At 56.8% G+C, this 25,791-nt stretch carries 23 protein-coding genes; 16 read left to right on the plus strand and 7 right to left on the minus strand.

The genetic code is table 11. The annotated features are described in order from the left end of the window. The first annotated feature begins 129 nt into the window (after positions 1-129). Genes AAE045_RS16130 through AAE045_RS16140 form a run of 3 tightly spaced genes read left to right on the plus strand, consistent with a single transcriptional unit; the run spans position 130 to position 3,334 of the window. Positions 130-585, plus strand: coding sequence for a MarR family transcriptional regulator (locus AAE045_RS16130; RefSeq protein WP_455548595.1), 456 nt, complete (start codon positions 130-132; stop codon positions 583-585). Between the two features lie 24 nt (positions 586-609). After that, positions 610-1,788 carry an efflux RND transporter periplasmic adaptor subunit gene (locus AAE045_RS16135; RefSeq protein WP_455548596.1) on the plus strand — a complete coding sequence of 393 codons (1,179 nt, stop codon included), beginning with the start codon at positions 610-612 and terminating at the stop codon, positions 1,786-1,788. A 10-nt stretch (positions 1,789-1,798) separates the two neighbouring features. Beyond that, positions 1,799-3,334, plus strand: a complete 1,536-nt coding sequence (locus tag AAE045_RS16140) for a DHA2 family efflux MFS transporter permease subunit (RefSeq protein ID WP_455548597.1) — start codon at positions 1,799-1,801, stop codon at positions 3,332-3,334. 30 nt (positions 3,335-3,364) lie between these two features. Here the strand turns inward: AAE045_RS16140 and sbmA are convergent, their stop codons facing one another. The 3 genes from sbmA to lpxP form a co-directional block, all read right to left on the minus strand. Further along, positions 3,365-4,582, minus strand: a complete 1,218-nt coding sequence (gene sbmA / locus AAE045_RS16145) for a peptide antibiotic transporter SbmA (RefSeq protein WP_455548598.1) — start codon at positions 4,580-4,582, stop codon at positions 3,365-3,367. 115 nt (positions 4,583-4,697) lie between these two features. Next, on the minus strand, positions 4,698-5,228 hold the full coding sequence (locus tag AAE045_RS16150) for an isochorismatase family protein (RefSeq protein WP_455548599.1): 531 nt from the start codon (positions 5,226-5,228) through the stop codon (positions 4,698-4,700). A gap of 51 nt (positions 5,229-5,279) precedes the next feature. Beyond that, the gene (gene lpxP / locus AAE045_RS16155; RefSeq protein WP_455548600.1) at positions 5,280-6,206 is read right to left on the minus strand and encodes a kdo(2)-lipid IV(A) palmitoleoyltransferase; all 927 of its coding nucleotides are present in this window, start codon (positions 6,204-6,206) and stop codon (positions 5,280-5,282) included. Positions 6,207-6,540: 334 nt separating this feature from the next. On the opposite strand from lpxP, the gene AAE045_RS16160 reads away from it, so the two are divergent. Together AAE045_RS16160 and ampH are read left to right on the plus strand one after the other, a co-directional pair. Further along, positions 6,541-6,828, plus strand: coding sequence for a hypothetical protein (locus AAE045_RS16160; RefSeq protein ID WP_455548601.1), 288 nt, complete (start codon positions 6,541-6,543; stop codon positions 6,826-6,828). Positions 6,829-7,001: 173 nt separating this feature from the next. Continuing rightward, entirely contained in the window at positions 7,002-8,159 is a 1,158-nt protein-coding gene (gene ampH, locus AAE045_RS16165) for a D-alanyl-D-alanine-carboxypeptidase/endopeptidase AmpH (protein ID WP_455548602.1), read from the plus strand. Between the two features lie 36 nt (positions 8,160-8,195). On the opposite strand, the gene AAE045_RS16170 is transcribed toward ampH, so the two are convergent. After that, complete coding sequence (locus tag AAE045_RS16170; protein WP_455548603.1) at positions 8,196-9,134, minus strand: LacI family DNA-binding transcriptional regulator; 939 nt, start codon at positions 9,132-9,134, stop codon at positions 8,196-8,198. 297 nt (positions 9,135-9,431) lie between these two features. On the opposite strand from AAE045_RS16170, the gene AAE045_RS16175 reads away from it, so the two are divergent. The 5 genes from AAE045_RS16175 to AAE045_RS16195 all read left to right on the plus strand — a co-directional run bounded on the left by AAE045_RS16175 (position 9,432) and on the right by AAE045_RS16195 (position 14,342). After that, on the plus strand, positions 9,432-9,761 hold the full coding sequence (locus AAE045_RS16175; RefSeq protein WP_455548650.1) for a PTS sugar transporter subunit IIB: 330 nt from the start codon (positions 9,432-9,434) through the stop codon (positions 9,759-9,761). Then, the gene (locus AAE045_RS16180; RefSeq protein ID WP_455548604.1) at positions 9,758-11,077 is read left to right on the plus strand and encodes a PTS sugar transporter subunit IIC; all 1,320 of its coding nucleotides are present in this window, start codon (positions 9,758-9,760) and stop codon (positions 11,075-11,077) included. The genes AAE045_RS16175 and AAE045_RS16180 overlap by 4 nt, the downstream gene beginning before the upstream one ends. Before the next feature lie 18 nt (positions 11,078-11,095). After that, positions 11,096-11,398, plus strand: a complete 303-nt coding sequence (locus AAE045_RS16185) for a PTS lactose/cellobiose transporter subunit IIA (protein ID WP_455427132.1) — start codon at positions 11,096-11,098, stop codon at positions 11,396-11,398. Positions 11,399-11,564: 166 nt separating this feature from the next. Further along, on the plus strand, positions 11,565-12,947 hold the full coding sequence (locus AAE045_RS16190; protein ID WP_455548605.1) for a carbohydrate porin: 1,383 nt from the start codon (positions 11,565-11,567) through the stop codon (positions 12,945-12,947). 123 nt (positions 12,948-13,070) lie between these two features. Further along, positions 13,071-14,342: a DUF445 domain-containing protein gene (locus AAE045_RS16195; protein ID WP_455548606.1), complete on the plus strand. Its 1,272-nt coding sequence runs from the start codon at positions 13,071-13,073 to the stop codon at positions 14,340-14,342. Between the two features lie 82 nt (positions 14,343-14,424). On the opposite strand, the gene AAE045_RS16200 is transcribed toward AAE045_RS16195, so the two are convergent. Further along, the gene (locus AAE045_RS16200; protein WP_455548607.1) at positions 14,425-15,501 is read right to left on the minus strand and encodes a hypothetical protein; all 1,077 of its coding nucleotides are present in this window, start codon (positions 15,499-15,501) and stop codon (positions 14,425-14,427) included. Between the two features lie 340 nt (positions 15,502-15,841). On the opposite strand from AAE045_RS16200, the gene paoA reads away from it, so the two are divergent. The 4 genes from paoA (at position 15,842) to AAE045_RS16220 (ending at position 20,773) form a co-directional block, all read left to right on the plus strand. Next, on the plus strand, positions 15,842-16,516 hold the full coding sequence (gene paoA / locus AAE045_RS16205; protein WP_455548651.1) for an aldehyde dehydrogenase iron-sulfur subunit PaoA: 675 nt from the start codon (positions 15,842-15,844) through the stop codon (positions 16,514-16,516). Next, on the plus strand, positions 16,513-17,463 hold the full coding sequence (locus tag AAE045_RS16210; RefSeq protein WP_455548608.1) for an FAD binding domain-containing protein: 951 nt from the start codon (positions 16,513-16,515) through the stop codon (positions 17,461-17,463). The genes paoA and AAE045_RS16210 overlap by 4 nt, the downstream gene beginning before the upstream one ends. Positions 17,464-17,466: 3 nt before the next feature. Next, the gene (gene paoC, locus AAE045_RS16215; RefSeq protein ID WP_455548609.1) at positions 17,467-19,665 is read left to right on the plus strand and encodes an aldehyde oxidoreductase molybdenum-binding subunit PaoC; all 2,199 of its coding nucleotides are present in this window, start codon (positions 17,467-17,469) and stop codon (positions 19,663-19,665) included. 271 nt (positions 19,666-19,936) lie between these two features. Beyond that, positions 19,937-20,773, plus strand: a complete 837-nt coding sequence (locus AAE045_RS16220) for an alpha/beta fold hydrolase (RefSeq protein ID WP_455548610.1) — start codon at positions 19,937-19,939, stop codon at positions 20,771-20,773. Between the two features lie 35 nt (positions 20,774-20,808). On the opposite strand, the gene AAE045_RS16225 is transcribed toward AAE045_RS16220, so the two are convergent. After that, positions 20,809-21,675, minus strand: a complete 867-nt coding sequence (locus AAE045_RS16225; RefSeq protein WP_455548611.1) for a hypothetical protein — start codon at positions 21,673-21,675, stop codon at positions 20,809-20,811. A gap of 157 nt (positions 21,676-21,832) precedes the next feature. Further along, a complete protein-coding gene (locus AAE045_RS16230; protein ID WP_455427124.1) occupies positions 21,833-22,468 on the minus strand; it encodes a carbonic anhydrase in 636 nt (211 codons plus the stop codon). Between the two features lie 122 nt (positions 22,469-22,590). On the opposite strand from AAE045_RS16230, the gene AAE045_RS16235 reads away from it, so the two are divergent. Beyond that, positions 22,591-24,201, plus strand: a complete 1,611-nt coding sequence (locus tag AAE045_RS16235; RefSeq protein WP_455548612.1) for an FAD-NAD(P)-binding protein — start codon at positions 22,591-22,593, stop codon at positions 24,199-24,201. A 513-nt stretch (positions 24,202-24,714) separates the two neighbouring features. Beyond that, positions 24,715-25,788 carry a type II toxin-antitoxin system RnlA family toxin gene (locus AAE045_RS16240; protein ID WP_455548613.1) on the plus strand — a complete coding sequence of 358 codons (1,074 nt, stop codon included), beginning with the start codon at positions 24,715-24,717 and terminating at the stop codon, positions 25,786-25,788. The last annotated feature ends 3 nt before the right edge of the window (positions 25,789-25,791 follow it).

Genomic DNA, 25,791 nt, shown 5'->3' on the forward strand with positions numbered 1-25,791 from the left:
CTCCAGGCGCCCAGAATGCCCGGCGGCCTGGCTGGCAGCCTGACAAAACGTGCGCTTTTCTTGACGGTACGTTGACAAATAAATGCCTGGTCAGTAGTTTCATTTGTAATTACTGACCAGGCAAATATCATGAACGACCATCCGGGTATTATCAGCACTAAGTTTCACCTCGGTTTACTTATCCACCTCGCAAACCAGTTCAAAGACCAGCTCATCAGCCACTATTTTGCCGGTGCGGATATCACTGCCCCGCAGTTCAAGGTGCTTATCAGTATCCATAAAGGTTTCACCAGCCCCGTGGAAATCAGCAAAAATCTGGTGATGGACGCCGGTGCCATGAGCCGCATGGTGGACCGTATGGTGAAGCGGGAGCTGATTGCCCGCACCCCGAACCCGCAGGATAAACGTCAGGTGATTCTGGCCCTGACTGACAAAGGCCACGCCCTTTGCGACCGTTTTGAAAAAGAGGCGCTGACCTCAATCATCGGCGATCTCACCGCCCGACTCACCCACGATGAGTCCCGTTTACTGGTAGAGCTGATCACAAAAATGCTGCCGGACGAGATCGTCGCACCTCATCGCTAAGTCTTCAATAAAGGTCATCACAAGATGGAAACCACACCTGCCCAACACGTTGAGCGCGGCAGCAAGCGCAAACGTAACTTTATTATTCTGTTTCTGATCCTGGTGCTGGCCGCCGGGGGAATACTTGCGTGGTATCTGCTTTACGCCCGCTTCTATGAATCCACCGACGATGCCTACGTTAACGGCAACCAGGTCACGCTGACGCCGCAGATTGGCGGCACGGTGACCCAGGTCACCGTTGATGAAGGCGACTTCGTGCAGAAGGGCCAGCCGCTGGTGCTGCTGGATCCGAGCGACACTGAAATCGCTCTGCAACAGGCGGAAGCGAACCTGGCAAACACTGTGCGTCAGGTTCGCGGGCTGTACAGCACGGCGGATAACTACCGTGCCCAGGTCGCGGCCAAAAAAGTCGCCCTGCAAACGGCGCAGAATGACTATGCCCGCCGCCAGAAAATCTTCTCTACCGGTGCAATCGCGGCGGAAGATCTTTCCCACTACCGCGATGCGGTAACCAGCGCGCAGAGCGACTTAGCCGCCGCGCAGGAAGCATTACGCACCAATACCGCGATGGTTGATGACACCGTTATCGACAGCCATCCGGAGATTAAAAGCGCCGTTGCCACCCTGCGCCAGCGCTTCCTGGACAACGCCCGCAGCACCATCGTTGCGCCGGTGAGCGGCTACGTGGCCAAACGCGCCGTGCAGCTGGGTATGCGCGTGGATTCCGGCACCACGCTGCTGGCCATCGTGCCGCTCAGCGAAGTGTGGGTGGATGCCAACTTCAAAGAGAGCCAGATGAGCACCATGCGCCTGGGCCAGAAAGTCACCCTCAGCGCGGATCTTTACGGTGACGACGTGGAATATCACGGCACCATCGAAAGCCTGGGCATCGGCACCGGCAGCGCCTTCTCCCTGCTGCCTGCCCAGAACGCCAGCGGCAACTGGATCAAAATCGTGCAGCGTCTGCCGGTGCGCATCACGCTGGATCCGCACGACATGCAGAAACACCCGCTGCGCGTTGGCCTGTCGATGAACGTTCGCGTGGATATCCGCGACGACGGCGGTCACCTGCTGCCGCAGCAAACCGTTAGCGCCCCGCGTTTCACCACGGACGTGTATCAAAACCCGCTGGCCGAGGCGGACAAACTGGTGGCTAAAATCCTTCATGACAACAGCAAAACGGTAGCCGCGGGCAGCCGTTAAGAGAGACGTTATGCAAGATAAGGCCTCGTTTACGCCGCCCAATATGTGGCTGGCGGTGCTCGCGCTGTCGCTGGCGACATTCATGCAGGTGCTGGACTCCACCATCGCAAACGTTGCGCTGCCGACCATCGCCGGGAACCTCGGCGTCAGTGCGGACCAGGGCACGTGGGTTATTACCTCTTTTGCGGTGTGTAACGCCATTGCCCTGCCGCTGACCGGCTGGTTTACCCGCCGGTTCGGGCAGCTGAAGCTGTTTATCGGTTCGGTGGTGATGTTCACCCTCACCTCGTTCCTGTGCGGCTTCGCCCACAGCATGACGGAGCTGATTATCTTCCGCGCCCTGCAGGGCTTCTTTGCCGGGCCGATGTTCCCGATGTGCCAGACGCTGCTGCTGGTGATCTTCCCCTCCAGCAGGCGCAGCATGGCGCTGGCCCTGCTGTCGATGGTGACCGTGGTCGCCCCTATCGTCGGGCCGATTACCGGCGGCTGGATCACCGACAACTACTCCTGGCCGTGGATCTTCTATATCAACGTGCCGATCGGCATTTTTGCTTCGATTGTGGTCTGGACGCAGCTTCGCGCCCGGGAAGAGACAACCACCCACTCGCCCATCGACTACATTGGTATCGCCCTGCTGGTGCTGGGGGTAGGGCTGCTGCAAATCGTGCTGGATAAAGGGAACGATCTGGACTGGTTTGCCTCAACGCACATCATCATCATGACGGTGATTTCGGCGATTTCGCTGGTGTCGTTCGTCATCTGGGAGCTGGGGGAGCGCCACCCTATTGTGAACCTGCGCCTGTTTAAGGATCGCAACTTTGCCATCGGCACTCTCTCGCTGACGCTGGGCTACGCGGCGTTCTTCGCCATCAACATTATTCTGCCGCAGTGGCTGCAAACGCAGATGGGCTATACGGCAATCTGGGCCGGGCTTGCCGCAGCGCCTATGGGCGTGCTGCCGCTGATTATGACGCCGATAATCGGCCGCTATGCGACGAAATTTGACCTGCGTATTCTGGCTTCGCTGTCGTTCCTGACGATGGGCGCGTCCTGCCTGATCCGCGCGCAGTTCAATACCGACGTGGATTTCCGCACCATCGCCGAAGTTCAGCTGTTTATGGGGATTGGCGTAGCGTTCTTCTTTATGCCGATCACCACCATCGTGCTGTCGAACCTGAACGGGGCGGAAGTGGCGGAAGGCTCTGGTCTGGCAACGTTCTTCCGCGTGCTGGGCGGCTCGTTCGCCTCGTCGCTGACGACGTGGATCTGGTCACGCCGGGAGATCTTTCATCATGCGAACCTGACGGAGAGCGTCTCGCAGTACAACCCGGCAGCGGTGGATTACGTCGAGAAGATGGGGGGCGCCACCCAGCAGCATATGGCGTTTATCGATAAGACCATCGAGCAGCAGGCCTACATGATGTCGACCATCGATTATTTCTGGATTCTGGGCTGGGGATTTATGGCGCTGATTCTGGTTATCTGGTTTGCGCGTCCGCCGTTTGTCCGCTCCGGCGCGCCGGGCGCGCCTTCGGCAGGACATTAAAAATGCGGCCCCATGATGGGGCCGCATTTTTTATACCGACTCGCCTGCGGCTTCTACCGGAATGTCCTGCAGCGTGCGTTCAAAGCTGCGCAGACGTTTGTAGATAGACATCAGCTCCACCAGCGTCGTCCACGAACTAATCAGGTACTGGAACGAACCGCGCACCTGGCCGAAGACGTTGGTAATCTGCGTCATCAGGCCCAGGGTTATCGTCCCGGCCACAATCGACGGGAAGAGCAGGAACAGGCCAAAGACGTTATCCACCTGCAGATAGAGAATGCGGGCAATATTAAAATACATGTAGTGGAAATACAGGCGGAAGTAGTTCTGACGCACGCCGTTAAACAGCTCTTTAACCGTCGGCGGCGAGGCGCGGGTCGGGTCATCTTCGCCATACACCAGCTCTTTACGATAGGCCGCCTCAACGCGCTGGTTTTTAAACTCAAGCCCCGGCAGCTTAATGCCCACCACCGCCAGCAGGCCGGTACCCAGCAGGGACCAGACAATCGCCGCAATCACCAGGCCGTAAGGAATGTGGCCGATAATCGGCAGCTCCGGCACGTGGGCTGACAGGGTAACAAGCACCGGCAGGAAGGCAATCAGCGTCATGATAGCGTTGATAAAGCTCACGCCCATATCTTCCAGCGTCGAGGCGAAACGCATGGTGTCTTCCTGCACACGCTGGGCGGCACCTTCGATGTTGCGCAGCAGCTGCCAGTTTTCCATATAGTATTCGTTCATCGCCGTCCGCCAGCGGAACACGTAGTGGCTGACGAAGAAGTTGTTCATCACGCCCACCATCACCGCGATCAGCGCAATCCCCAGGAAGACGCCAACCTCATGATAAAACTGCCCGATGGTGACTTTGTGCGGCGAGCTAAGCGCCGTCTGGATCAGATCATAGAACGGCGCGTACCAGGCGTTGACCGCCACGCCCACTTCCACCAGAAACCAGGTGACGAAGATGATCAGGGAAGAGCCGAGAATGGACCAGTACTGCCAGCGGTGCGGGCTGTAGATAAACCAGAAAGCGGCAAATGCCCCGACGCAAACCGCGTAGTAGGCATAGAAAACCAGGTAGCTGCGCGACCAGAAGCGGGCGGCGCTAATCGGCACATCGCCCTTAGCACCGGCGAGCTGCTGCAGCCAGTGGCCCCCACCGGCCTGCCAGAAGATAACGGCTAATATCGCCCAAAGAAAAGCCGACAGGAAAAACGCTGTCGGGCGTGGGAAAAACGACTTAAACATTACAACACTCCTGAACTTAAGGTTCTTTTAGTTATTTTTACGACAACGCTTATTTATAGCGGATCCGGGCACAGTAAAGCCTGGGGAATGTTGTATCAAGTAATGTGTAAACTTTTCAGATAGTCGTCCACGCCGTCAGAATCTCCGCCGTGTCCTTCACGTCCAGCCGGTTACCGGGGATAGTCAGAGTACGCCAGACGTCGTTATAGTGGGCAATCAGTACTTCCGCAGCCGCAGCCGGGCGGTTCGCCGTAGTGTGGGCATCCCCTGCTACCGTCATGGCATAGCCCTTGCTGACGCCGTTTTTTATCGTCGTATCCACGCAGTAATCCGTCGCGCAGCCGCAAACCACAAAGTCAGATATGCCATGGCTTTGCAGAACGTCCTCAAGCGTTGTGCGATAGAAAGCATCACAGGCCGTTTTGGTGACATAGAGGGCATTTGCTGGCCGGGTAAGTTCAGGAAGAAGATCGAATGCGTGGCTTTCCGGCTCCAGCCCCTCTTCGGTGTGCTGGATGAAAATCACCTGGTCTGCGGCGTCGATGAGCCGGTTGATGCGGGAGGTACAATCTTCGCGGGAGGCACGAGGTGTATCAAACACCCCGTTTTGCATATCAATGACCATCAAAATGCGCGATGCGGGCATGGCTCTTCTCCTGTTGAAATTCCCCAGAAGCGTAGCATACCCGCCGCAGGATCAGGCGCTGTAGAGCTTGTCCTGGCCGAAAGGACGCGTTTTAAATCTGCGATGTAGCCAGAGATACTGCTCCGGCGCGCGCATGATTTCGTGTTCGATCTTACGGTTCATGTAGGCGGCAGCGGCCTGTTCGTCATCCACCGGGTAGTCGACCAGCTCAGGTTCAATCACCAGCTGGTAGCCGGAGCCGTCCGGCTTGCGGATAAGCACCGTGGTCAGAATGGCCGGTTTTGCCAGCCGCGCGATGGTGTAGGTGCCGTTGGTGGTGGCGGCTTCCTGAACGGCGAAAAACGGCACGAAAGAACTGCCCTTCGGGCCGTAGTCCTGGTCCGGGGCAAACCACACGGCTTCGCCGGACTTCAGCGCTTTGACCATGCCTTTAAGATTGCGGCGGTCAATCATCGCTTTATTGGAGCGTGAACGACCGATGGTCTGCACGAACTCCATCGCTTTATTGTTGTGCGGGCGGTACATCGCCATCATCGGCTGGCACAGGCCCATAACGCGGCCCCCCAGCTCAAGCGACATAAAGTGAACGCCGATGACCATCACGCCACGGCCCTTTGCGCAGGCGGCATGCAGGTTTTCCAGCCCGCGCACGTCAAACCATTTACGCACTCGCTCGTCAGGCCAGAACCAGGCCATGCCCGTTTCAATCAGGCCCATACCGAGGGAGGCAAAGTTTTGCTCGACGATGGAATCAACGTGCTGGTCGGAATACTGCGGGAAGCAGAGTTTAAGATTCTGGCGCGCAATGGAGACGCGGCGCTTTAAGAAGCGCATGGAAAATTTGCCGATAAAACGGCCCATTTTCAGGAGAACGGGATAAGGCAGCTGTACCCAGAGCCATAAAATGGCCAGGCCAAACCAGGTCAACCAGTAACGTGGATGAAGCAAGGCTTTGGAAAACAGCGGTTTTGTTGACATAGTTGAGCTTCTTTATGCGTGAATGGGGTGTATCGCATAAAGAATTAAATCATTAGCGGTACAGCGCAGGCTACTACTTAGACGCCACGGGGCGAGGATAGTTGCAGCAAAGTAATAAACTTACAAGATGATGATACGCATTTTACGTTCAGTCTATGTATAGGAGATGTCAGTTTTTTTACTGCTCTTCGCTGGCCACGCGGCGCAGGTGTCCGTTATACATGGTTGAGAGTACGAAAAACAGACAGGCATCGTCTGATTCTGCTTTTTACAGCATAGGTCTTTTGCACTATTACTTACAGGGTTACCCCTCCACCCTGAAGGACTTAACGCCATGAAAAAAATCACCTCGCTATTGTTTACCTGCGCGATCCTGCTGACCGGCACGTCCGCCTTTGCGCAAAACCCTGCGCAGAGCACCTCAAGCAAGGCCGAACAAAAAGAACAGCTCAGCAATCCGGGTCATATCAGCGATGACTGCCGGGCAAAAGAGAACAAAACGGACAAAGAGTGCCAGAGCGGCCAGCAGATGCGTGAAGAGCATAAAGATAACGAAAAAATGATCGAAAAGGGCGGCACCACAGACGAGGTGATGCAGAAAGACGCCACTAAATCGAATTAACGATAAAGGCACCGTAGCTACCGGCTGCGGTGCAAAAAACAGCCAAAATCCCCGCTGAAACGCCGCGTTACGCTTTTTCTCATCACAAACCTCATTTTCCGCGTTTGCGCAGAGCGCTTGAGTAGTATAAATACGATCAATACCGCCTCACTTTGCCATATGGATTACTTGCGTTGAAAATTCGTCTCCCGCGCATCGCCGCGCTCGTTCTTGCTGCGCTGCCCGTCCTGGGGTTTGCGCAAACCTCGCCCGACCCTGTTTTTGCTTCTGAAATCGCGGAGCGCTACGCCAACCATATCTTCTACGGCAGCGGCGCTACCGGCATGGCGATGGTGGTGATCGACGGCAACCAGCGTGTGTTCCACAGCTTTGGCGAAACCCGCCCCGGCAACAACGTGCGGCCCCAGCTCGATTCGGTGATCCGTATCGCCTCGCTGACCAAGCTGATGACCAGCGAGATGCTGGTGAAAATGCTCGATCAGGGCAAAGTGAAGCTGAACGATCCGCTAAGCAAATACGCGCCGCCCGGCGCACGGGTGCCGACCTTTAAAGGTGAACCCATCAGGCTGGTGAACCTGGCCACGCATACCAGCGCCCTGCCCCGCGAACAGCCCGGCGGCGCGGCGCACCGCACCGTATTCACATGGCCCACGCAAAACCAGCGCTGGAACTGGCTCTCAACCGCCACGCTGAAATATGCCCCGGGCAGTACGGCGGCGTATTCAAACCTGGCCTTTGATCTGCTGGCGGATGCCCTTAGCCGGGCCGCCGGAAAACCCTACGCCACGCTGTTTGACGAGCAGATTGCCCGTCCGCTGGGCATGAAAGACACCACGTTTACCCCTTCGCCGGACCAGTGCAAGCGCCTGATGGTGGCTGAAAAAGGTGCCAGCCCCTGCGATAACACGCTGGCGGCAGTGGGCAGCGGCGGGGTTTATTCGACGCCGGACGACATGATGCGCTGGATGCAGCAGTTCTTAAGCTCTGACTTCCACCAGCGCAACGGCCAGGCGGACCGCATGCAAACGCTGATCTACCAGCGCAAGCAGCTGCACAAGGTGATTGGCATGGACGTGCCGGGCAAGGCCGACGCGCTGGGCCTGGGCTGGGTCTATATGTCGCCGAAGAATGGCCGTCCGGGGATCGTGCAGAAAACCGGCGGCGGAGGCGGCTTCATCACCTATATGGCGATGGTGCCGCAAAGTAACGTCGGGGTATTTGTGGTGATCACCCGTTCGCCGCTGACCCGCTTTGTGAACATGAGCGACGGCGTGAACGATCTGGTGTCTGAACTCAGCGGCTATGCGCCCCTGGTGACGCCAGCATCCTGATAGCTTGAGCAGGCCCTTTGCGGCCTGCTTCTCTCTTTACGGGATAATCAAATCCCCGCGCAGCACCGAACTCCCCGCCACGCTTTCGGTTTTTTCATTCAGCCTGCTGACGATGCGTGCCGCCATGGCGTCCATTGAATACTCGATAGCGGGAATTGTCGGAATGCCCGGCAGATGCAGCGTGCCCGCCAGGCTAAACACCATAATGTCCCCCGGCACGGATTTATTAAACGCCTGCAGCTGCGTGATAACCCGCTGTGCCTCCTGCTCGTCCGCCACCAGCAGAGCATTAAAGTTCACCGTCGTGCTGTTGTTAAGCAGCACCTGCAAGGCCACGGACGACGAGGTGGCGTCCATAAAGATCAGATTGCGGTTAAACGGCAGGAAGTTATTCTCCAGCGCCCGCTTGTAGCCCAGCAGCACCTGCTCCACCGGACAGCTTGTTTCAGGGGCAATAAGCGCAATCTGCCTGCGCCCCTGCTTGATCAGGTAGTTACAGGCCGTCTCCGCCGCAAAGGCGTGGTCAAACTGGATGCTGTTAGCGGCATCAAACTCCAGACAGTCCACCAGGATGACGTTTTCATAGGGGATATCCAGCGGAAAACGCGCGCCGATAATCAGCACGTCATCGCACAGGCCGCAGGTCAGCTCTTCCAGCGCGTGCATGACTTCGGCTTTGCCGCTGGCAAAGCGCAGCAGCAGATGCTTCTGGTGCTGGCTAAGATGCTTTTCCAGCGCGTAGAGATACCCTGTCGTCTGGTTGATGTTCTCCTGGGCGCAGATCACCCCGATACAGCCGGTTGACTGGCTCAGCAAAGACTGTGCAATGACGTTTGGCCGGTAGTTCAGCGTTTCCACCGCCTGCAATACGGCAGCACGGCTGGCTTCTTTTACCCCGCGTGAGCCGCTCAACACGCGTGACACCGTGGCTTTAGACACCCCGGCCAGACGCGATACATCGTTGATTGTCGACATTTTCTCTCCCCTGAAGGCAGCACATCACCGCCTGCTATTCCTTACTGGCACTCGCCGCCCGTCCTGTTTCCGTCAAAAGTATAGTCGTTTCCGTTTTTCATGGAAACTTGTTTCCATTCCCGTCCAGAAACCTTCTCTCACCCATAATAATTTGTGATGAACATCCAGGAAGATTAGCTTGATGCAGCTACTTTTCAGAGGGCTGTCACATTTCTGCAACAGGCAAATGGAAAACGGTTTCCGTAAAGTATCAAATCGCATCCGCAATAACTTTTTACATTTTGAGGATGAGTGATGATGATCAGGATTATGTTGTGTTGTTCCGCCGGGATGTCCACCAGCCTGCTGGTGCGCAAAATGGTCGCCGCCGCCGACGAGCGCGGCCTGCCCGTAGAAATCGAAGCTTACGGCGTAGCCGATTTCGATAACCAGTTCCCGCGCTACCAGGTCGTACTGCTCGGGCCGCAGGTGAAGTACATGCTCAACGGGCTGGCGGAAAAGGCGGCAGCGAAAGGGATCCCGGTGCGGGCGATAGAGACGATGGACTACGGCATGCAGCGCGGCGACAAGGTGCTCGACTTCGCGCTTTCCCTTATCGAGGCCGCAAATCAGAAGGTCAACATATGAGCTCGCTATATCAGTCAATGGTTGCCGTTATCGAGCAGTCCATTACCCCACTCGCCGGCCGCCTGGGCCAGCAGAAGTACGTGATTGCCATCCGCGACGGCTTTACCGCCGCCCTGCCGTTTATGATCATCGGCTCGTTCATGCTGGTCTTTATCTTCCCGCCCTTCTCGGCGGACACCACGCTCGGCTTCGCCCGCGCCTGGCTGGATTTCTCCCAGACCTGGCGCGAAGAGCTCATGCTGCCGTTTAACCTCAGCATGGGCGTAATGACCTTCTTTATTTCGGTAGGCATCGGCGCAAGCCTCGGGCGGCAGTTTAACCTCGATCCGGTAATGTCCGGCCTGCTGGCGTTTATGGCGTTCCTGCTGGTCGCCGCGCCGTATGCGGACGGCAAGATCTCTACCCAGTACCTTTCCGGCCAGGGGATCTTTACCGCCCTGATCACCGCTATTTACTCCACGCGGATGTACGCCTGGCTTAAACAGAACAACATTACTATCCGCCTGCCGAAAGAGGTGCCGACCGGCGTTGCGCGCTCGTTTGAGATTCTGATCCCGGTGCTGGTGGTTATCGGAACGCTGCATCCGCTGAACCTGTTCATCGAAGCGCAAACCGGCATGATCCTGCCGCAGGCGATTATGCACCTGCTGGAGCCGCTGGTTTCCGCATCGGACTCCCTGCCTGCGATTTTGCTTTCCGTTCTGCTGTGCCAGATCTTCTGGTTCGCCGGGATCCACGGCTCGCTGATCGTCACCGGCATCATGAACCCGTTCTGGATGGCTAACCTTTCCGCCAACCAGGCCGCGCTGGCGGCGGGTAGCGTGTTGCCCCATATTTATTTGCAGGGTTTCTGGGATCACTATCTGCTGATCGGCGGCGTGGGTTCGACGCTCCCGCTGGCGTTTCTGCTGCTGCGCAGCCGCGCCACCCATCTGCGGACCATCGGCAAAATGGGCGTGGTGCCGAGCCTCTTTAATATCAACGAACCTATTTTGTTCGGCGCGCCAATCATCATGAACCCGATGCTGTTTATTCCGTTCATCTTTGTGCCGATGATTAACGCCTGCCTCGCCTACGGCGCGACAAAATTAGGCTGGATTGCCCAGGTTGTTTCGCTGACCCCGTGGACTACCCCTGCGCCAATTGGTGCCTCGTGGGCGGCAAACTGGGCGCTAAGCCCGGTTATTATGTGCGGCATCTGTATGGTGATGTCGGCAGTCATGTATTTACCTTTCCTGCGCGCCTATGAACGCTCGCTATTAAAAGCCGAAGAAGAAAAATCTCAGGTATTAACCCCGGCTGGCGAACTCAATTAATTATCGGTGGAAGAAAATATGATCGACTTAGAAGAAGCCGTCATGGAAATAATCATGAACGCCGGTCAGGCCCGCAGCCTCTGTTTTGAAGCGCTGCACGCCGCCCGTAACGACCGCATTGACGAGGCGAAAAGCCTGCTGCGCGAAGCCGATGGCTACTCGCGCCAGGCGCACCTGATGCAAACGAAATTAATCGAACAAGATGCAGGCGAGGCGAAACAGCCGATGACATTAATTATGGTGCACGCTCAGGACCATTTAATGACGTCGATGCTGGCCCGCGAACTGTCCCAGGAAATTATTCACCTTTATCAGCGCTAAGCACACAGCTTATTTAATACGGAGAGATGCTTATTTAAATAAACTAATCAATACCTCTGGATTACAGCATAAAAAATAAACTCGTCCGGCTGCCGCGTAATAAATGCGCCAGCCCGAGCGGGATAGTCATTGTCTGAAAATAGAAATAACTACAGTTGAGATGATTATGAAATTAATAACTAAGCTGCCGGTCACCCTGGCGGTTCTCGCCGCCCTTTGCCCAATTTCTTCCTTTGCGCAGGAGTTTACGCAGGAGCAAATCGATCAAATCGTGGCAAAGGCGGTAGATAAAGCGCTGGCCGACCGTGAAGCGAAAATCGAAGCGGCGCGGGTAAAAAGAACCGATCCCCTTGTCACCCCGCAGGTGCCCGAACCTGCCACGGCAGAGCTGGCCATTCCCTACGGCGTGAAGTTCACCGGCTACGCCCGCTACGGCGCGCACTTCCAGGCGGGCGATCAAAAATACGTGGGCGTCGACGGTTCCTATAACGGCACCTCCGCCATTGGCCGACTGGGCAACGAAGGCAACGGCGGTGAATTCCAGCTGACCAAAGCGTTCAAAAGCGAAGCGGGCGCCATCTGGGACGTGGGGGTGATGTTCGACCACTGGGGCGATGAGGTGAACCTCAAAAAAGCCTACGCCGGAGTGACTAACCTCTTTGCCTCCCAGCCGAACGCCTACTTCTGGGCCGGACGCGACTTCCACCAGCGTCCGCAGCAGGGCATCAACGACTACTTCTGGATGAACCACGACGGCCAGGGTGCCGGGGTGAAAAACTTCGATCTGGGCTTTGCGCAGCTCGACGTGGCGGGCGTCTCTTCGGTTGATCAGTGTAACCCGGAAATGATCGAGGACGGCGATAACCCGTCGCGCATCTCCTGTACCGGCAGCTCCGGCACCGGCGACAGCGGCAACTATGCGGCGACCTCTAAGCTCCACGGCATCAAGTTTGGGCCGATCGATTTCGAGCTGTACGCCAACTACGGCTTCGATTCAAAAGCCATCGACAGCGACGAACGCTCCAAAGCCTGGCAGGCGGCCGTGGTGCTCAGCCACACCGGCGACAACAGCCTGAACAAAATCATCGCCCGCTATTCCGACCACTCGGACAACAGCGTGTATAACAAAACCAACGGCCTGCACACCGTCTACACCAGCTTCGAGGGCAGCTATAAGTTCACCCGGCAGGCCCAGATTGAATACCTGCTGGCGTTCCACGATTACGACAACGACGACCTGCCGTCCGACAACCGCCGCAACTACGGCGCGATCGTCCGTCCGATGTATTTCTGGAACGACATTCATTCGACCTGGCTGGAAGCGGGCTATCAGCGCGTGGATTATGAAAACGACGGCGATAACAAGGGCTGGAAGCTGACGCTGTCCCAGAATATCTCCATCGCGATGGGGCCGGAGTTCCGCCCGATGCTGCGCTTCTACGTCACCGGCGGCCAGGTTGAAAACAACCACACCACCCGCGTGGCGGGCGAAGAGAGCACCCAGCTTGATTCGTTTAACGTAGGCGGCATGTGGGAAGCCTGGTTCTGATGCGGTAACGCCCGGCGGCAGGCGGGGGCCCCTCATCCCCTCCTGCCGCTTCATCTATCTGAAAAAGCTGATTGTTTTAAATAATCTCTACCGGTTCGGCCCGCCCGGTTCTATGCTTATGCGATGGATAAAATGGCTGAACTCAAGAAAACCAAGCGCATCGCGCTTTCTTTACTGCTGGCTGCTGCGGCAGTCTTTGTCACAACTCTTTTTCTCCCCCCGAGCTTCTGGGTCAGCGGCCTGAAGGCGATTTCCGAAGCCGCGATGGTCGGCGCGCTGGCCGACTGGTTCGCCGTGGTGGCGCTGTTCCGCCGCGTGCCGATCCCGTTTATCGCCCGGCATACCGCGATTATTCCCCGCAACAAAGACCGCATCGGCGAAAACCTCGGCGTCTTCGTGCAGGAGAAATTCCTTGATACCCAGTCGCTGATAGCCCTGATCCGCCGCCACGAACCGGCGCAGATGATTGGCGTCTGGTTCAGCAGGCCGGACAACGCGCAGCGCGTCGGCCAGCATCTGATGCAGATCGTGAGCGGCTTTCTGGAGATGACCGACGACTCGCGCATTCAGAGCCTGCTGCGCCGGGCGGTGCACAAGGCGATTGATAAGGTCGACCTGAGCTACTCCAGCGCCCTGCTGCTGGAGAGCATGACGAAAAACAACCGCCATCAGGCGCTGCTGGACGCGATGATCGCCCAGCTGGTGACGTGGCTTGACCGCGAAAGCTCCCGCGATTTTATCGCCCACCAGATTGTGCACTGGCTGGAAACGGAGCATCCCCGTAAAGCAAAAATCCTGCCGACGGAGTGGCTGGGCGAACACAGCGCCGAGCTGGTGACCAGCGCGGTCAATAATCTGCTCGATGACATCACGCACGACCAGGGGCACCAGCTGCGCCTGGCCTTCGACCGCGCCACCTTTAAGCTCATCGACAGGCTGAAAAGCGACCCGGAAATGGCCGCCAAAGCGGAGGATATCAAAACGTATCTGAAGGAGGACGAGGCGTTTAACCGCTACCTGAGCGAGATGTGGGGCGACCTGCGGAAATGGCTGAAGGAGGATATGCGCTCGGAGGACTCCCGCATCAAACAGCGCATTGCCGAGGCGGGCCAGTGGTTTGGGGAGACGCTGGTGAACGACAGCGCCCTGCGCGCGTCGCTTAACGAGCATCTGGAGCAGGCCGTCGGCAAAGTCGCGCCGGAGTTCGCCACCTTCCTGACCAGGCACATCAGCGATACGGTAAAAGGCTGGGACGCGAAAGATATGTCCGCGCAGATCGAGCTGAACATCGGTAAAGACCTGCAGTTTATCCGCATCAACGGCACGCTGGTCGGCGGCACCGTCGGCCTGCTGCTGTTCCTGCTTTCGCAGCTGCCTTCGGTGATTCATTTTTGATAACGAACGGCGGATGACGTTACCATCATCTCGCCGGTTTCGTAGGTCGGATAAGCGCAGCGTCATCCGACAAAAAACAACGCTACTGCGCTAAAGGAATGCGAACAATACTGTCCGGCCCTTTAGTAGTGTGATCTTTATTAAAGCCCTGCTTCACCGTCACATACAGCGTTTGCCCGTCGGCGGAGAGCAGCAGGCTATTTGGATGCGGCGGCAGGTCGATGGATTTTTTCTGCGCATACGTCGTGGCGTCCAGAATCAGCAGCCTGCCGGATTCGCGCTGGGTCAGGTACAGCTCGTTGCGCTTCGCGTTGAACTTCACCGCCAGGGTATCCCCCGTCGCCAGGTTCTTCAGCACTTCCCCGGTTTTGCTATCCAGCACCAGCGTGGTTTTCGCCTTCGAGTTGTCGGTCACGAACAGGCGGCCCGTCGCCGGTTCTTCCGCCAGGTTAAGCAGCAGCGCTGGTTTATCCCCGAGCGGCTTCCAGCGTTTTTCGATGCGGTTTGTGCGCGGGTTAATCACCAGAATTTCACCGCCGCCGTTCGCCGCGTAAATACGCTGCGTCTGCTCTGAGTAAAGCAGGCCGGTAACCCACTTCCCGGCGTTATTAATGCGCTTTTTCAGCTTCAGCGTCTTCGCATCCACCACCCAGATCACCGCCGGATCCGCTACGCCGCCTACGTACAGCAGCCCGTCATGAAGAATGATTTCACGCGCGCCGTACGGCAGGCCCTTCTCGTTACGTTCGGTGAACAGCAGGCGTTTGAGCACCTTGCCATCTTCAACGTTGACCGCGCTGATGCCGCCGTCCAGCGAGTTGGTCACAAACAGCGTTTTGCCGTCCGCATCCATTACCGCACCGAAGTTTTTCAGGTCGGTGTGGGATTCCCCCAGCGTTTTCAGCGTCACCGGATCCAGCTTGTAGATCACTCCGCCCTGCACGGTTTTAAACCCCTGCGCGGTAGCGACATACAGCGCGCCCGTCTGCTGGCTGAGCGCCATTTCATACACGCCTTCAGAAAGCTCACGCTGCGTTAAAGCGCTTTTTTGCTCCGTCTGAGCAGCGGCTGCGGGCTGCCCGGTTTTGGCTTGCTGAGCGGTACATCCCGTTAATGCCAGCGCAATGAGCGCCGCCAGCGCCGTTGTTTTTTTAATCACGATTAGGTTCCTGTTTCCGTCAGAAAGGCGGGTGGCGGCCTGTGAGAGCCTCCCCGGTGCCGGACAGGACACCAGCGAGCAAAACGCCACCCTTAAATACAAATGAGAAACATAATCATTTCACTGATGAATGTAAACGCTAATGATTAATGAATCCTCCTCATGACGGCATTCAGTAACCAGGAGTAATCCTTCCGCTACGCCGTCTATGCTTAATAGTTCGCTATAAAAACTACGCGGTGCATTTTTCCTGGTTCAACTTTTAGATTACTGGAGGCCTGGTATGAGCAACCAAGGCGATGAGGCAAATAAGAGCGTGCGGCCTGAAGCTGGCGGCGCGATGAGCAAAATTTTCTGCATAAGGGATTTTGACCTGCCTGAATACAATCTGACGAGGCGCGACCTGCTGAAAGCGGGCGCGGTCTCTGCGGCGGCAGCGGCGGCCATGACGCACTCCGGCCCGCTGGGAGCCAGCGAGCTGAAAACGACCCCGCCACCGGCAATGACCCCCGTGACGCTGAAGGTTAACGGCAAAGAGCACCGGCTGGAAGTCGACACCCGGACAACGCTGCTGGACGCGCTGCGGGAAAACCTGCATCTCACCGGCACCAAAAAAGGCTGTGACCACGGCCAGTGCGGGGCCTGTACCGTTATCGTCAACGGACGCCGTCTTAACTCCTGCCTGACCCTGGCGGTGATGCAGGACGGCGCCGAAGTGACCACTATCGAAGGCCTCGGCACGCCGGATAACCTGCATCCCATGCAGGCCGCGTTCATCAAACACGATGGCTACCAGTGCGGCTACTGCACGCCGGGGCAGATCTGTTCGTCCGTGGCGGTGCTAAAAGAAATCGAAGACGGGATCCCAAGCCACGTCACCCTCGATCTTGTTTCACCGGCCCAGCCAACCCAGGAGGAAATTCGCGAACGCATGAGCGGCAACATCTGCCGCTGCGGGGCGTACTCCAACATTCTTGCGGCGATTGAAGACGTGTCCGGGGGGCAGAAATCATGAAGGCATTCACCTACGAACGCGTAAAAACCCCGGCGGAGGCGGCTGCCAGCGCCCAGGGCAAGCCCGGTGCCAAATTTATTGCGGGCGGCACCAACCTGCTCGATCTGATGAAGCTGGAAATAGAAACCCCGCCCCACCTGATAGACGTTAACGGCCTTGCGCTGGATAAAATTGAGCCAACGGAGAACGGCGGCCTGCGGATCGGCGCGCTGGTGCGCAACACCGATCTGGCAGCCGACGAGCGTGTACGACGCGACTACGCCGTGCTTTCACGCGCGCTGCTTGCGGGCGCTTCGGGCCAGCTGCGCAACCAGGCCACCACCGCCGGAAACCTGCTCCAGCGTACCCGCTGCCCCTATTTCTACGACACCAATCAGCCCTGCAACAAACGCCTTCCCGGCAGCGGCTGCGCGGCCCTGGAGGGGTTCAGCCGTCAGCATGCCGTAGTGGGAACCAGTAAAGCCTGCATCGCCACCCACCCCAGCGATATGGCGGTCGCCATGCGGCTGCTGGACGCCGTAATTGAGACAGTCAGCCCGGACGGCAGCGAGCGAAAGATCCCTGTCGCAGAGTTCTACCGCGCGCCGGGCAATACGCCCCATCTGGAGACCGTCCTCAAGGCGGGCGAGCTGATCGTTGCCGTTACGCTCCCCGCCCCGCTCGGCGGCACGCACATTTACCGTAAGGTCCGCGACCGCTCCTCCTACGCCTTTGCGCTGGTATCCGTCGCCGCAGTGGTGCAAAGCGATGGCACAGGCCGGGTGGCGCTGGGTGGCGTTGCGCACAAGCCCTGGCGCATGGAAGAGGCGGATGCCCAGCTTCCCAAGGGGGCGAAAGGGGTTTACGACAGGCTGTTTGCCGGCGCCACGCCAACGCCTGAAAACGAATTCAAGCTGATCCTGGCGAAGCGCACGCTCGCCTCGGTGCTGACGGAAGCGAGGGGATAAATCATGAAATTTGATAAGCCAGCGGGCGCGAACCCGATTGATAGGCTTAAGGTAGTCGGCCTGCCGCACGACCGCATTGACGGCCCGTTGAAAACCACCGGCACCGCCCGCTACGCCTACGAATGGCACGATGAAACGCCCGATGCGGCCTATGGCTATATCGTCGGTTCCGCCGTGGCCAAAGGCAAAATCAGCTCGATGGAGCTGGAGGCTGCCCGCAACGCGCCGGGGGTTATCACCATCGTCACCGCCGACAACGCCGGGAAGCTCGGCAAGGGGGATAAGAACCCCGCCCCGCTGCTGGGCGGCCCGGATATCACCCACTACCATCAGGCGGTTGCCGTGGTGGTCGCGGAAACGTTCGAACAGGCCCGCGCCGCGGCGGAGCTGATCAAGGTCGAGTATCGCCGTGAAAAGGGCAGCTACGATCTGGCCGAGGAAAAACCTTCGGTCAATAAGGCACCCGAAAGCGAACCGGATAAATCAACCGGCGACTTCGAAGGTGCTTTTGCCGCCTCCGCAGTGCAGCTGGACGCCACCTACACCACGCCCGACCAGAGCCATATGGCGATGGAGCCGCACGCCTCTATGGCGCAGTGGCAGGGCAACAAGCTCACCGTCCACACCTCAAACCAGATGGTGGACTGGTGCCGCAGCGACCTGGCCACCACGCTGAACCTGCCGCCGGAAAACGTCCGCGTGCTGTCGCCCTATATCGGCGGCGGATTTGGCGGCAAACTCTTCCTGCGCAGCGATATTCTGATGGCCGCGCTGGGTGCCCGCGCCGCAAAACGTCCGGTCAAAATCGCGCTACAGCGTCCGCTGATCCCGAACAATACGACCCACCGTCCGGCGACTATTCAGCACATCCGCATCGGCACCGATAAAGACGGGCGCATCTCCGCCATCGCCCACGAAAGCTGGTCCGGTAACGTTGCGGGCGGCCCACCGGAGACGGCGGTGCAGCAAAGCCAGCTGCTGTATGCCGGGGCAAACCGTTTCACCGGGCTGCGGCTGGCAAAGCTCGACCTGCCGGAAGGCAACGCCATGCGCGCGCCGGGCGAAGCGCCGGGCCTGATGGCGCTGGAGATCGCCATCGATGAAATCGCTGAGAAGGCGGGCGTCGATCCGGTGGAGTTCCGCATTATCAACGACACCCAGGTTGACCCGGCCAACCCGGACAGGCCCTTCTCCCGCCGCCAGCTGGTTGAATGCCTGCGCACGGGGGCTGACCGTTTCGGCTGGAAAAATCGCAAGGCGCAGCCCGCCCAGGTCCGCGACGGGCGCTGGCTGGTCGGCATGGGCGTTGCCGCAGGGTTCCGTAACAACCTGGTGATGAAATCCGGCGCGCGGGTGCACCTGGACGCCAACGGCCGCGTCACCGTGGAAACCGACATGACGGATATCGGCACCGGCAGCTACACCATCATCGCCCAGACCGCCGCCGAAATGCTGGGCGTGCGGCTGGAAGATGTGGTGGTTAAGCTGGGGGACTCCGACTTCCCGGTTTCGGCAGGCTCCGGCGGCCAGTGGGGGGCGAACAGCTCCACCGCCGGGGTTTACGCTGCATGCGTCAAACTGCGTGAAACGGTCGCCGCGAAGCTGGGGCTTGATCCGCAGAAGGCGGAGTTTACCGACGGGCAGGTGCGCGACGGGGAGAAAAGCGCGCCGCTGAAAGACGCAGCCGCAGGCGGGACGCTGACCGTTGAGGACAGCATCGAGTTCGCGGAGCTGGAAGAGAAATTCCAGCAGTCCACCTTCGCCGCGCATTTCGTCGAGGTTGGTGTGGATATGGCGACCGGGGAAACCCGCGTGCGCCGCATGCTGGCGGTTTGTGCCGCTGGCCGCATCCTCAACCCGAAAACCGCCCGCAGCCAGGTGATCGGCGCGATGACCATGGGCGTTGGCGCGGCGCTGATGGAGGAGTTAGCCATCGACGAGCGGCTGGGGTATTTCGTGAATCACGATCTGGCCGCCTACGAGGTGCCGGTCCATGCGGATATCCCGGAACAGGAGGTCATCTTCCTCGACGATACCGACCCGGTGTCATCGCCGATGAAGGCCAAAGGCGTGGGCGAGCTGGGGCTGTGCGGCGTGAGCGCGGCTATCGCCAACGCGGTATACAACGCGACGGGCGTGCGGGTGCGGGATTATCCCGTCACGCTCGATAAGCTGCTGAAGGGGCTGCCGGAGCTGGTTTAACAGTTTGCCGGTGGATGACGCTGCGCTTATCCCCCTACGTTATCGCCGTCGTAGGTCGGATAAGCGCAGCGTCATCCGACATTTTTAAACAACCGTTGCTCATAAGAACAAAGCAGAACGGCAAAAATGTCCGCCGGGCGAAGGCAAAGCGGATCGTTCTTAACTACGCTTTGAAACTGTGTTTAGCACTCGCTTTACCGCTCTGAGCCATCCTTCCACAGCCGTGGAATATCCAGCGTTACTCCATCCTTCCCACCCAGGGGGTTAGATCATGTCATTTGTCACCACGAAAGATAATGTCAGCATCTTCTTTAAAGATTGGGGCCCTAAGGACGCACAGCCGATTTTCTTTCACCACGGATGGCCGTTAAGCGCCGACGACTGGGACACGCAGATGCTGTTCTTCCTGTCGAAAGGCTTTCGGGTGATCGCATCCGATCGACGTGGGCATGGCCGCTCAGGGCAGGTCAGTGAAGGGCACGACATGGATCATTATGCTGCGGACGCCTCCGTCGTGGCGGAACATCTGGATCTGAAAAATGCGGTGCACATCGGACACTCCACCGGCGGCGGACAGGTTGCGCGCTATGTGGCGAAGTACGGGCAGCCGCAGGGGCGAGTGGCGAAAGCAGTGCTGATAAGCGCGGTGCCGCCGCTGATGGTGAAAGCGGAAAGCAATCCTGACGGCACGCCAATTGAGGTGTTTGATGGCTTCCGCCAGGCGCTGGCCGCCAACCGGGCGCAGTTTTTCCTGGATGTCGCATCCGGGCCTTTTTACGGCTACAACCGTCCGGGGGCCGAGGCCTCACAGGGCATCATTGAAAACTGGTGGCGGCAGGGTATGACGGGCAGCGCCAAAGCGCACTACGAGGGCATCAGGGCTTTCTCGGAAACCGATCAAACGGAAGACCTGAAGGCCATTACCGTGCCGACGCTCATCCTGCACGGTGACGACGACCAGGTTGTGCCTTATAAAACGGCGGCGCTGCTGCAGGAAAAACTCATCCCCAACAACAAAATGAAAATTTACCCCGGCTACCCGCACGGGATGCCGACCACCCACGCCGACGTCATCAATAACGATATTCTTGAATTTATTCGTAGTTAGGCCGGAACGGGGCTTAACGCCCCGTTTTTTCACTGCTAAATCAGCTTAAACAGCACGCGGATTGGTTTGAGGTTGACGATGGCGTGCCAGATTTTATGCAGATCGACCACGCCCGCAAGGGACAGCAGCGCAAGCGTAATCATCAGCGTCGAGGCGGTAATAATCAGCATCAGCCGGACGAGGTTTTTCTGCATCCTCACCTGCTGCTCGCTGCGGCGCTCGTCTTTTTCATAATCGACAATGGTTGCTATCGACTTCGGCTGCACAAAGTAGCGATCTTCCTTTTGCAGCAGATCCTCGGTGATAACCAGCGACTTCAGCAGCAGCGTCACCTTGCGGCGAAACTCTTCATTGCGGATGTGCTTGTACCACAGCTTGCCGTACAGCAGCTCGATGACCTCTTCCACCGTCACGCCGGTATTAAGCTTCGACGGGCGCTGCTGGATATATTCGTTAACCAGCAGGTTTAACAGGGCGATGCGGTCCCGGCTCTTCAGCTCTTTGCTGGCAAAAAACGCCGACACAAACTTGCCTTTGCCGCGGCTAATCAGCGTTTTGATATAGACGAAGCGGGTGTAATAGCTGAGGTTAAAGCCCAGAATGCCGCCGAAGCTCACCGGCCCGTAGCGGCGATGGTGGATAATTTCCGCTTCCATCTCGTCGAGTTCGGCAAGGGTGATGCGCCGCTCATCGGTGTATTCATGAGCATCGTAATCCCAGCGGGCAATCAGCGCGGTATCATCCTGCCAGTCCACCAGCTGATAGCGCTGGTGCGCCACGTCCACCAGATGCACGGAATAATAGTTATAAGGATTTTCTGTGCGCGCATCCTTAGCGACAAGCATGGGAAGACGTTTTCTCCATAACGTCTGGCGCAGGGACGCCATTTTACCGTCGAGCATTCTTCTTCCACCCGTGAGTCTGAGAATTAAGTTAAGCGGGGGATCTTAGTCGATGTAGCGGTGAAATATCGACCAGCGCGCTGTTTAATAATAAACACGGCGGCACAAAGGTGGGAAAACTATTTCGCCGGGCATCCCTGCCTGGCCGAAAGTCCGTTTACTCGAAGCAGACGTGCGGGTTATCCGCCAGAGAAACATAGGTTTTGCTGTTTTTATCCAGCGTGCGGATTTCGCCGCTTTCGATGTCATACACCCAGCCGTGCAGGCGCAGCGCGTTGTTGCGCAGGCCAACCGCCACGGAAGGATGGGTTTTGATGTTATTCAGCTGGGCGATGACGTTCTCTTCCACCATCGCATTGACTTTCGCGGTTTCGTTATCCCAGCTCTTTTTCTCCACCACCGCTTTCGCCGCGTCGGAGTAGCGCAGCCAGTGGTCCACGGCCGGCATCGAGTCCATGCACTGACAGGTAGCAATGGCCTTCATGGCGCCGCAGTTGGAGTGGCCGCAAATCACGATATCCGTTACGCCCAGCGCCACTACCGCATACTCGATAGTTGCCGAGACGCCGCCCGGCTCCGGGCCGAACGAAGGCACGATGTTACCGGCGTTACGAATGACAAACAGCTGCCCCGGCTCCTGCTGGGTGACCAGCTCCGGCACCAGCCGGCTGTCGGAACAGGAGATAAAAAGCGCCTTCGGATTCTGGCTGGAGGCTAAACTACGAAAGAGCTCTTTACGCTGCGGGAATATTTCTTTCTGGAAGTTGAGGAAACCCTCAATGATATGTTGCATAGCACGGTCTCTTTTATTGTCTTCACCAGATTATGATAAAGATCACACTCAGTTAGTCTAGCTCCGGCAAAAGAAAATGATGAATTTCTGATGGATTATGGGCGTCACGAGGAGAGGTATCGATGAAAAAGATTGCGATTATCGGCGCAGGACCGACAGGGATCTACACGCTTTACTCGCTGTTCAGGCACGGTGAACCGCTTGCCGTCTCGGTCTTTGAGCAGTCTGACGAGGCAGGCGTAGGGATGCCGTACAGTGATGAGGACAACTCCAGATTGATGCTGGCCAACATCGCCAGCATAGAGATCCCCCCCATTTTCAGGACTTATCTGGACTGGCTTAAAGAGCAAAGCGCCGAGCATCTTGCCCGTTACGGCGTTGAACACGCATCCCTGCACGACCGCAAATTCCTGCCGCGTATTCTGCTGGGCGAGTATTTCCGCGACCAGTTTCTTGAGCTGGTAAAACAGGCGAAGCAGCAGGGGTTTGAGATAACCGTCCGGGAGAGATGCCGGGTAACCGATCTGGAGGCGACGAAGGAAGGCGTGCGCGTCTGGGCGGAAGAGAAGCAGGTGCAGGAGGTCTACGATCTCGCCGTTATCGCTACCGGGCACGTCTGGCCCGACGAAAGCGAATCGACGCGCACCTTCTTCCCGAGCCCGTGGTCGGGGCTGATGGAAGCAAAAATCGGTGCCTGTAGAGTCGGCATTATGGGCACGTCGCTCAGCGGAATAGACGCCGCGATGGCCGTTGCCGTTCAGCACGGCAGCTTCATCGAGGCGGACGAGCAGCAGGTGCGCTTCGAGCCTGATAAGCAAAGTGAGCCGCTGAAAATCGTGCTGATGTCCCGTTCCGGTATCCTGCCGGAAGCCGACTTCTACTGCCCTCTTCCGTACGAGCCGCTAAGCATCGTCACCGAAAGCGCCATTGAGAAAGAGATAGCCAAAGGATCGGAGGGCCTGCTGGACCGCGTGTTCCGCCTGATGACAGAAGAGCTGGAGCTGGCGGATCCCGCCTGGAGCGAACAAATCGCCCTGAGAACGCTGAACCCGCAAAGTTTTCACGACGCCCTGTTTGCCCCGCGCCATCAAAACGATCCGTTTGGGTGGGCGGAAGCCAACCTTGCGGAAGTTGAACGCAACAAGCGCGACAAGCGCACCGTGGCCTGGCGCTACACCATCCTGCGGCTGCATGAAGCCGTGCAGGAGATTGTTCCCCATCTGAACGAAGAGGACGGCAGGCGCTTCCACGACAGCCTGGCGCGGGTATTTATCGATAACTATGCGGCGATCCCCTCAGAATCCGTCCGCCGCCTGCTGGCGCTGCACAAGGCCGGGATCATCAGCATTCAGGCGCTGGGGCCGGACTACGAGCTGGAAGTTAAAGAAGCGCAGACGGTGATCTACGCGCAGGGAAAAAGGCATGAGTTCAAAGTTTATATCGATGCCCGGGGCCAGAAAGCGCTGAAAACCAAAGACCTGCCGTTCCCGACGCTACGCAAGCAGCTGCTTAGTACCGGCGACGACATCCCGGACGTCAGCAAGGATTACACCCTGCTTGCGCCGGAAGCCGTGCGCGGCCGCATCGCCTTCGGCGCGCTGCCGTGGCTGATGCACGACCAGCCTTTCGTTCAGGGGCTGGTAGTCTGCGCAGAGATGGGTGAAGCAATGGCGAAGGCCATTTTTGAGATGAATTTACGGCCACGCAGGCGGCTGACGTTTATTGAGGATTAAGTGAACAAATCTGCGAACTGCTTCGCAGGATTACTTCGAAAAACTTTTTACATCACAAAAGTGATTGTCAGCTGAAAACCAACGCGGCTATTGTGTGCAGGCACCAGCAAAATCTGGTGCCGGGCGTAGGAACCCGATGGAACCAACATTGATTAGCCAAAGGCAAACTGCGGAGGTGAACGAGGTGCTGAATGGATTGCTTTTCGAGCTGGTGAATCTGCTGATTGAGGATTTGTTGGTGCCGAGATTTGAACAGGAGTTGAATAGCATAAAAAATTGATCAAAATTGCGGGTAACTGAGATTGCTCGCAACAATATTTATTCTGAGTAAAATTGCAATTTACTTAGACCGTTTAAATAAAGTATGTAAGTTATTAATTATGCAGAATTTTCAACCGCATATTCAAGCTCTAATAACATATTTCGCAGAATAACATTCCAAATGGAAACATAACTACTCTAAATAATTCTAAAAAAACAATTAAGCCTTCATAAGTTACTAAAGGAAAAATCATGTCTGATGATCGAAATTACAAATCTTTAAATCTTGATCGGGATTGTATAAAGCCCGTTGTGGAGAGTTTTTGTGCGCAACAAGCCCTTAAGGTGAGAAGCATTGATGAAAGGCCTGGTGGTCCGGGCTTGCGCGTTACAATAGGAAAAGCCGGCATTGAAAATTCAACTCTGGACATCTACTTCATACAAGATGGCACCTCCACTCTGATGTGGAATTTAGGCCAAAATAAAGAACTCAGTCAGGCACTTGCTGATAAATTATATGAAACCATTAATCCTGATGAATTTCAATCCGTTAACATGTCGTTAAAAGGAATTGAGCGTGAACAAATCCAGACCATTATTGAACTCTTACCCGAAAATGATACCAAAAAATTTATAATAAACTCGCACACACATCATAGTAGCGTTCACTGGAGAATAAACTGCGAAGAGCATGGAGACTCTTTAATGGTTATTCATCATCCAAGTCTAATTCTTCAAATACAAGGTCGCCCGCTATCCTGCTATAGAAAATTAGTTTATCTGCTGACAGAAATACTCGATACTGCAAGCTTAGAAATGGTTCTAAGCCGAAGAGAGGAAAGTGCTACTGAAATTATCAGGAAAGAAGTTGCAGCAGAATTCCTGAAAAAATTATTACCCAACGCTTATGAGAATCTGCCTTCAATCACCCATGACTTGCTAGTCTCTGGTCAATGTGTCAAGATCGCAGGCCCTTCTTTACCAGAGTACTCAATGCTTCTATTTCCTGAACTCAGGTCTCTGGAGGGGGCGCTCAAATCCAGGCTAGCGCACTTTGGATTTGACTCTGATAACAATGACTTTGGTTACTTTTTTGACTCCGCAGGGGCAGGTAACTACAAACTCAGAGCATCTTTCAACAATCATATTACTGATGTTGAGCTAAGATCAAAGCTTGCAAACGCCTATGCATTTTTTAATAAACATAGACATAGCCTGTTTCATATGGAGAGCTTTGAAGAAGGGAGCCGTAAGATTACAGGCCTCACGCAACTCCTGAGCCTTTCACAAGAGGCTTATACGCATCTTGATAACCTATACAAGTGAATA

It is taken from the genome of Dryocola clanedunensis (assembly GCF_038405435.1).
In the GTDB taxonomy this organism is placed as follows: domain Bacteria; phylum Pseudomonadota; class Gammaproteobacteria; order Enterobacterales; family Enterobacteriaceae; genus Dryocola; species Dryocola clanedunensis_A.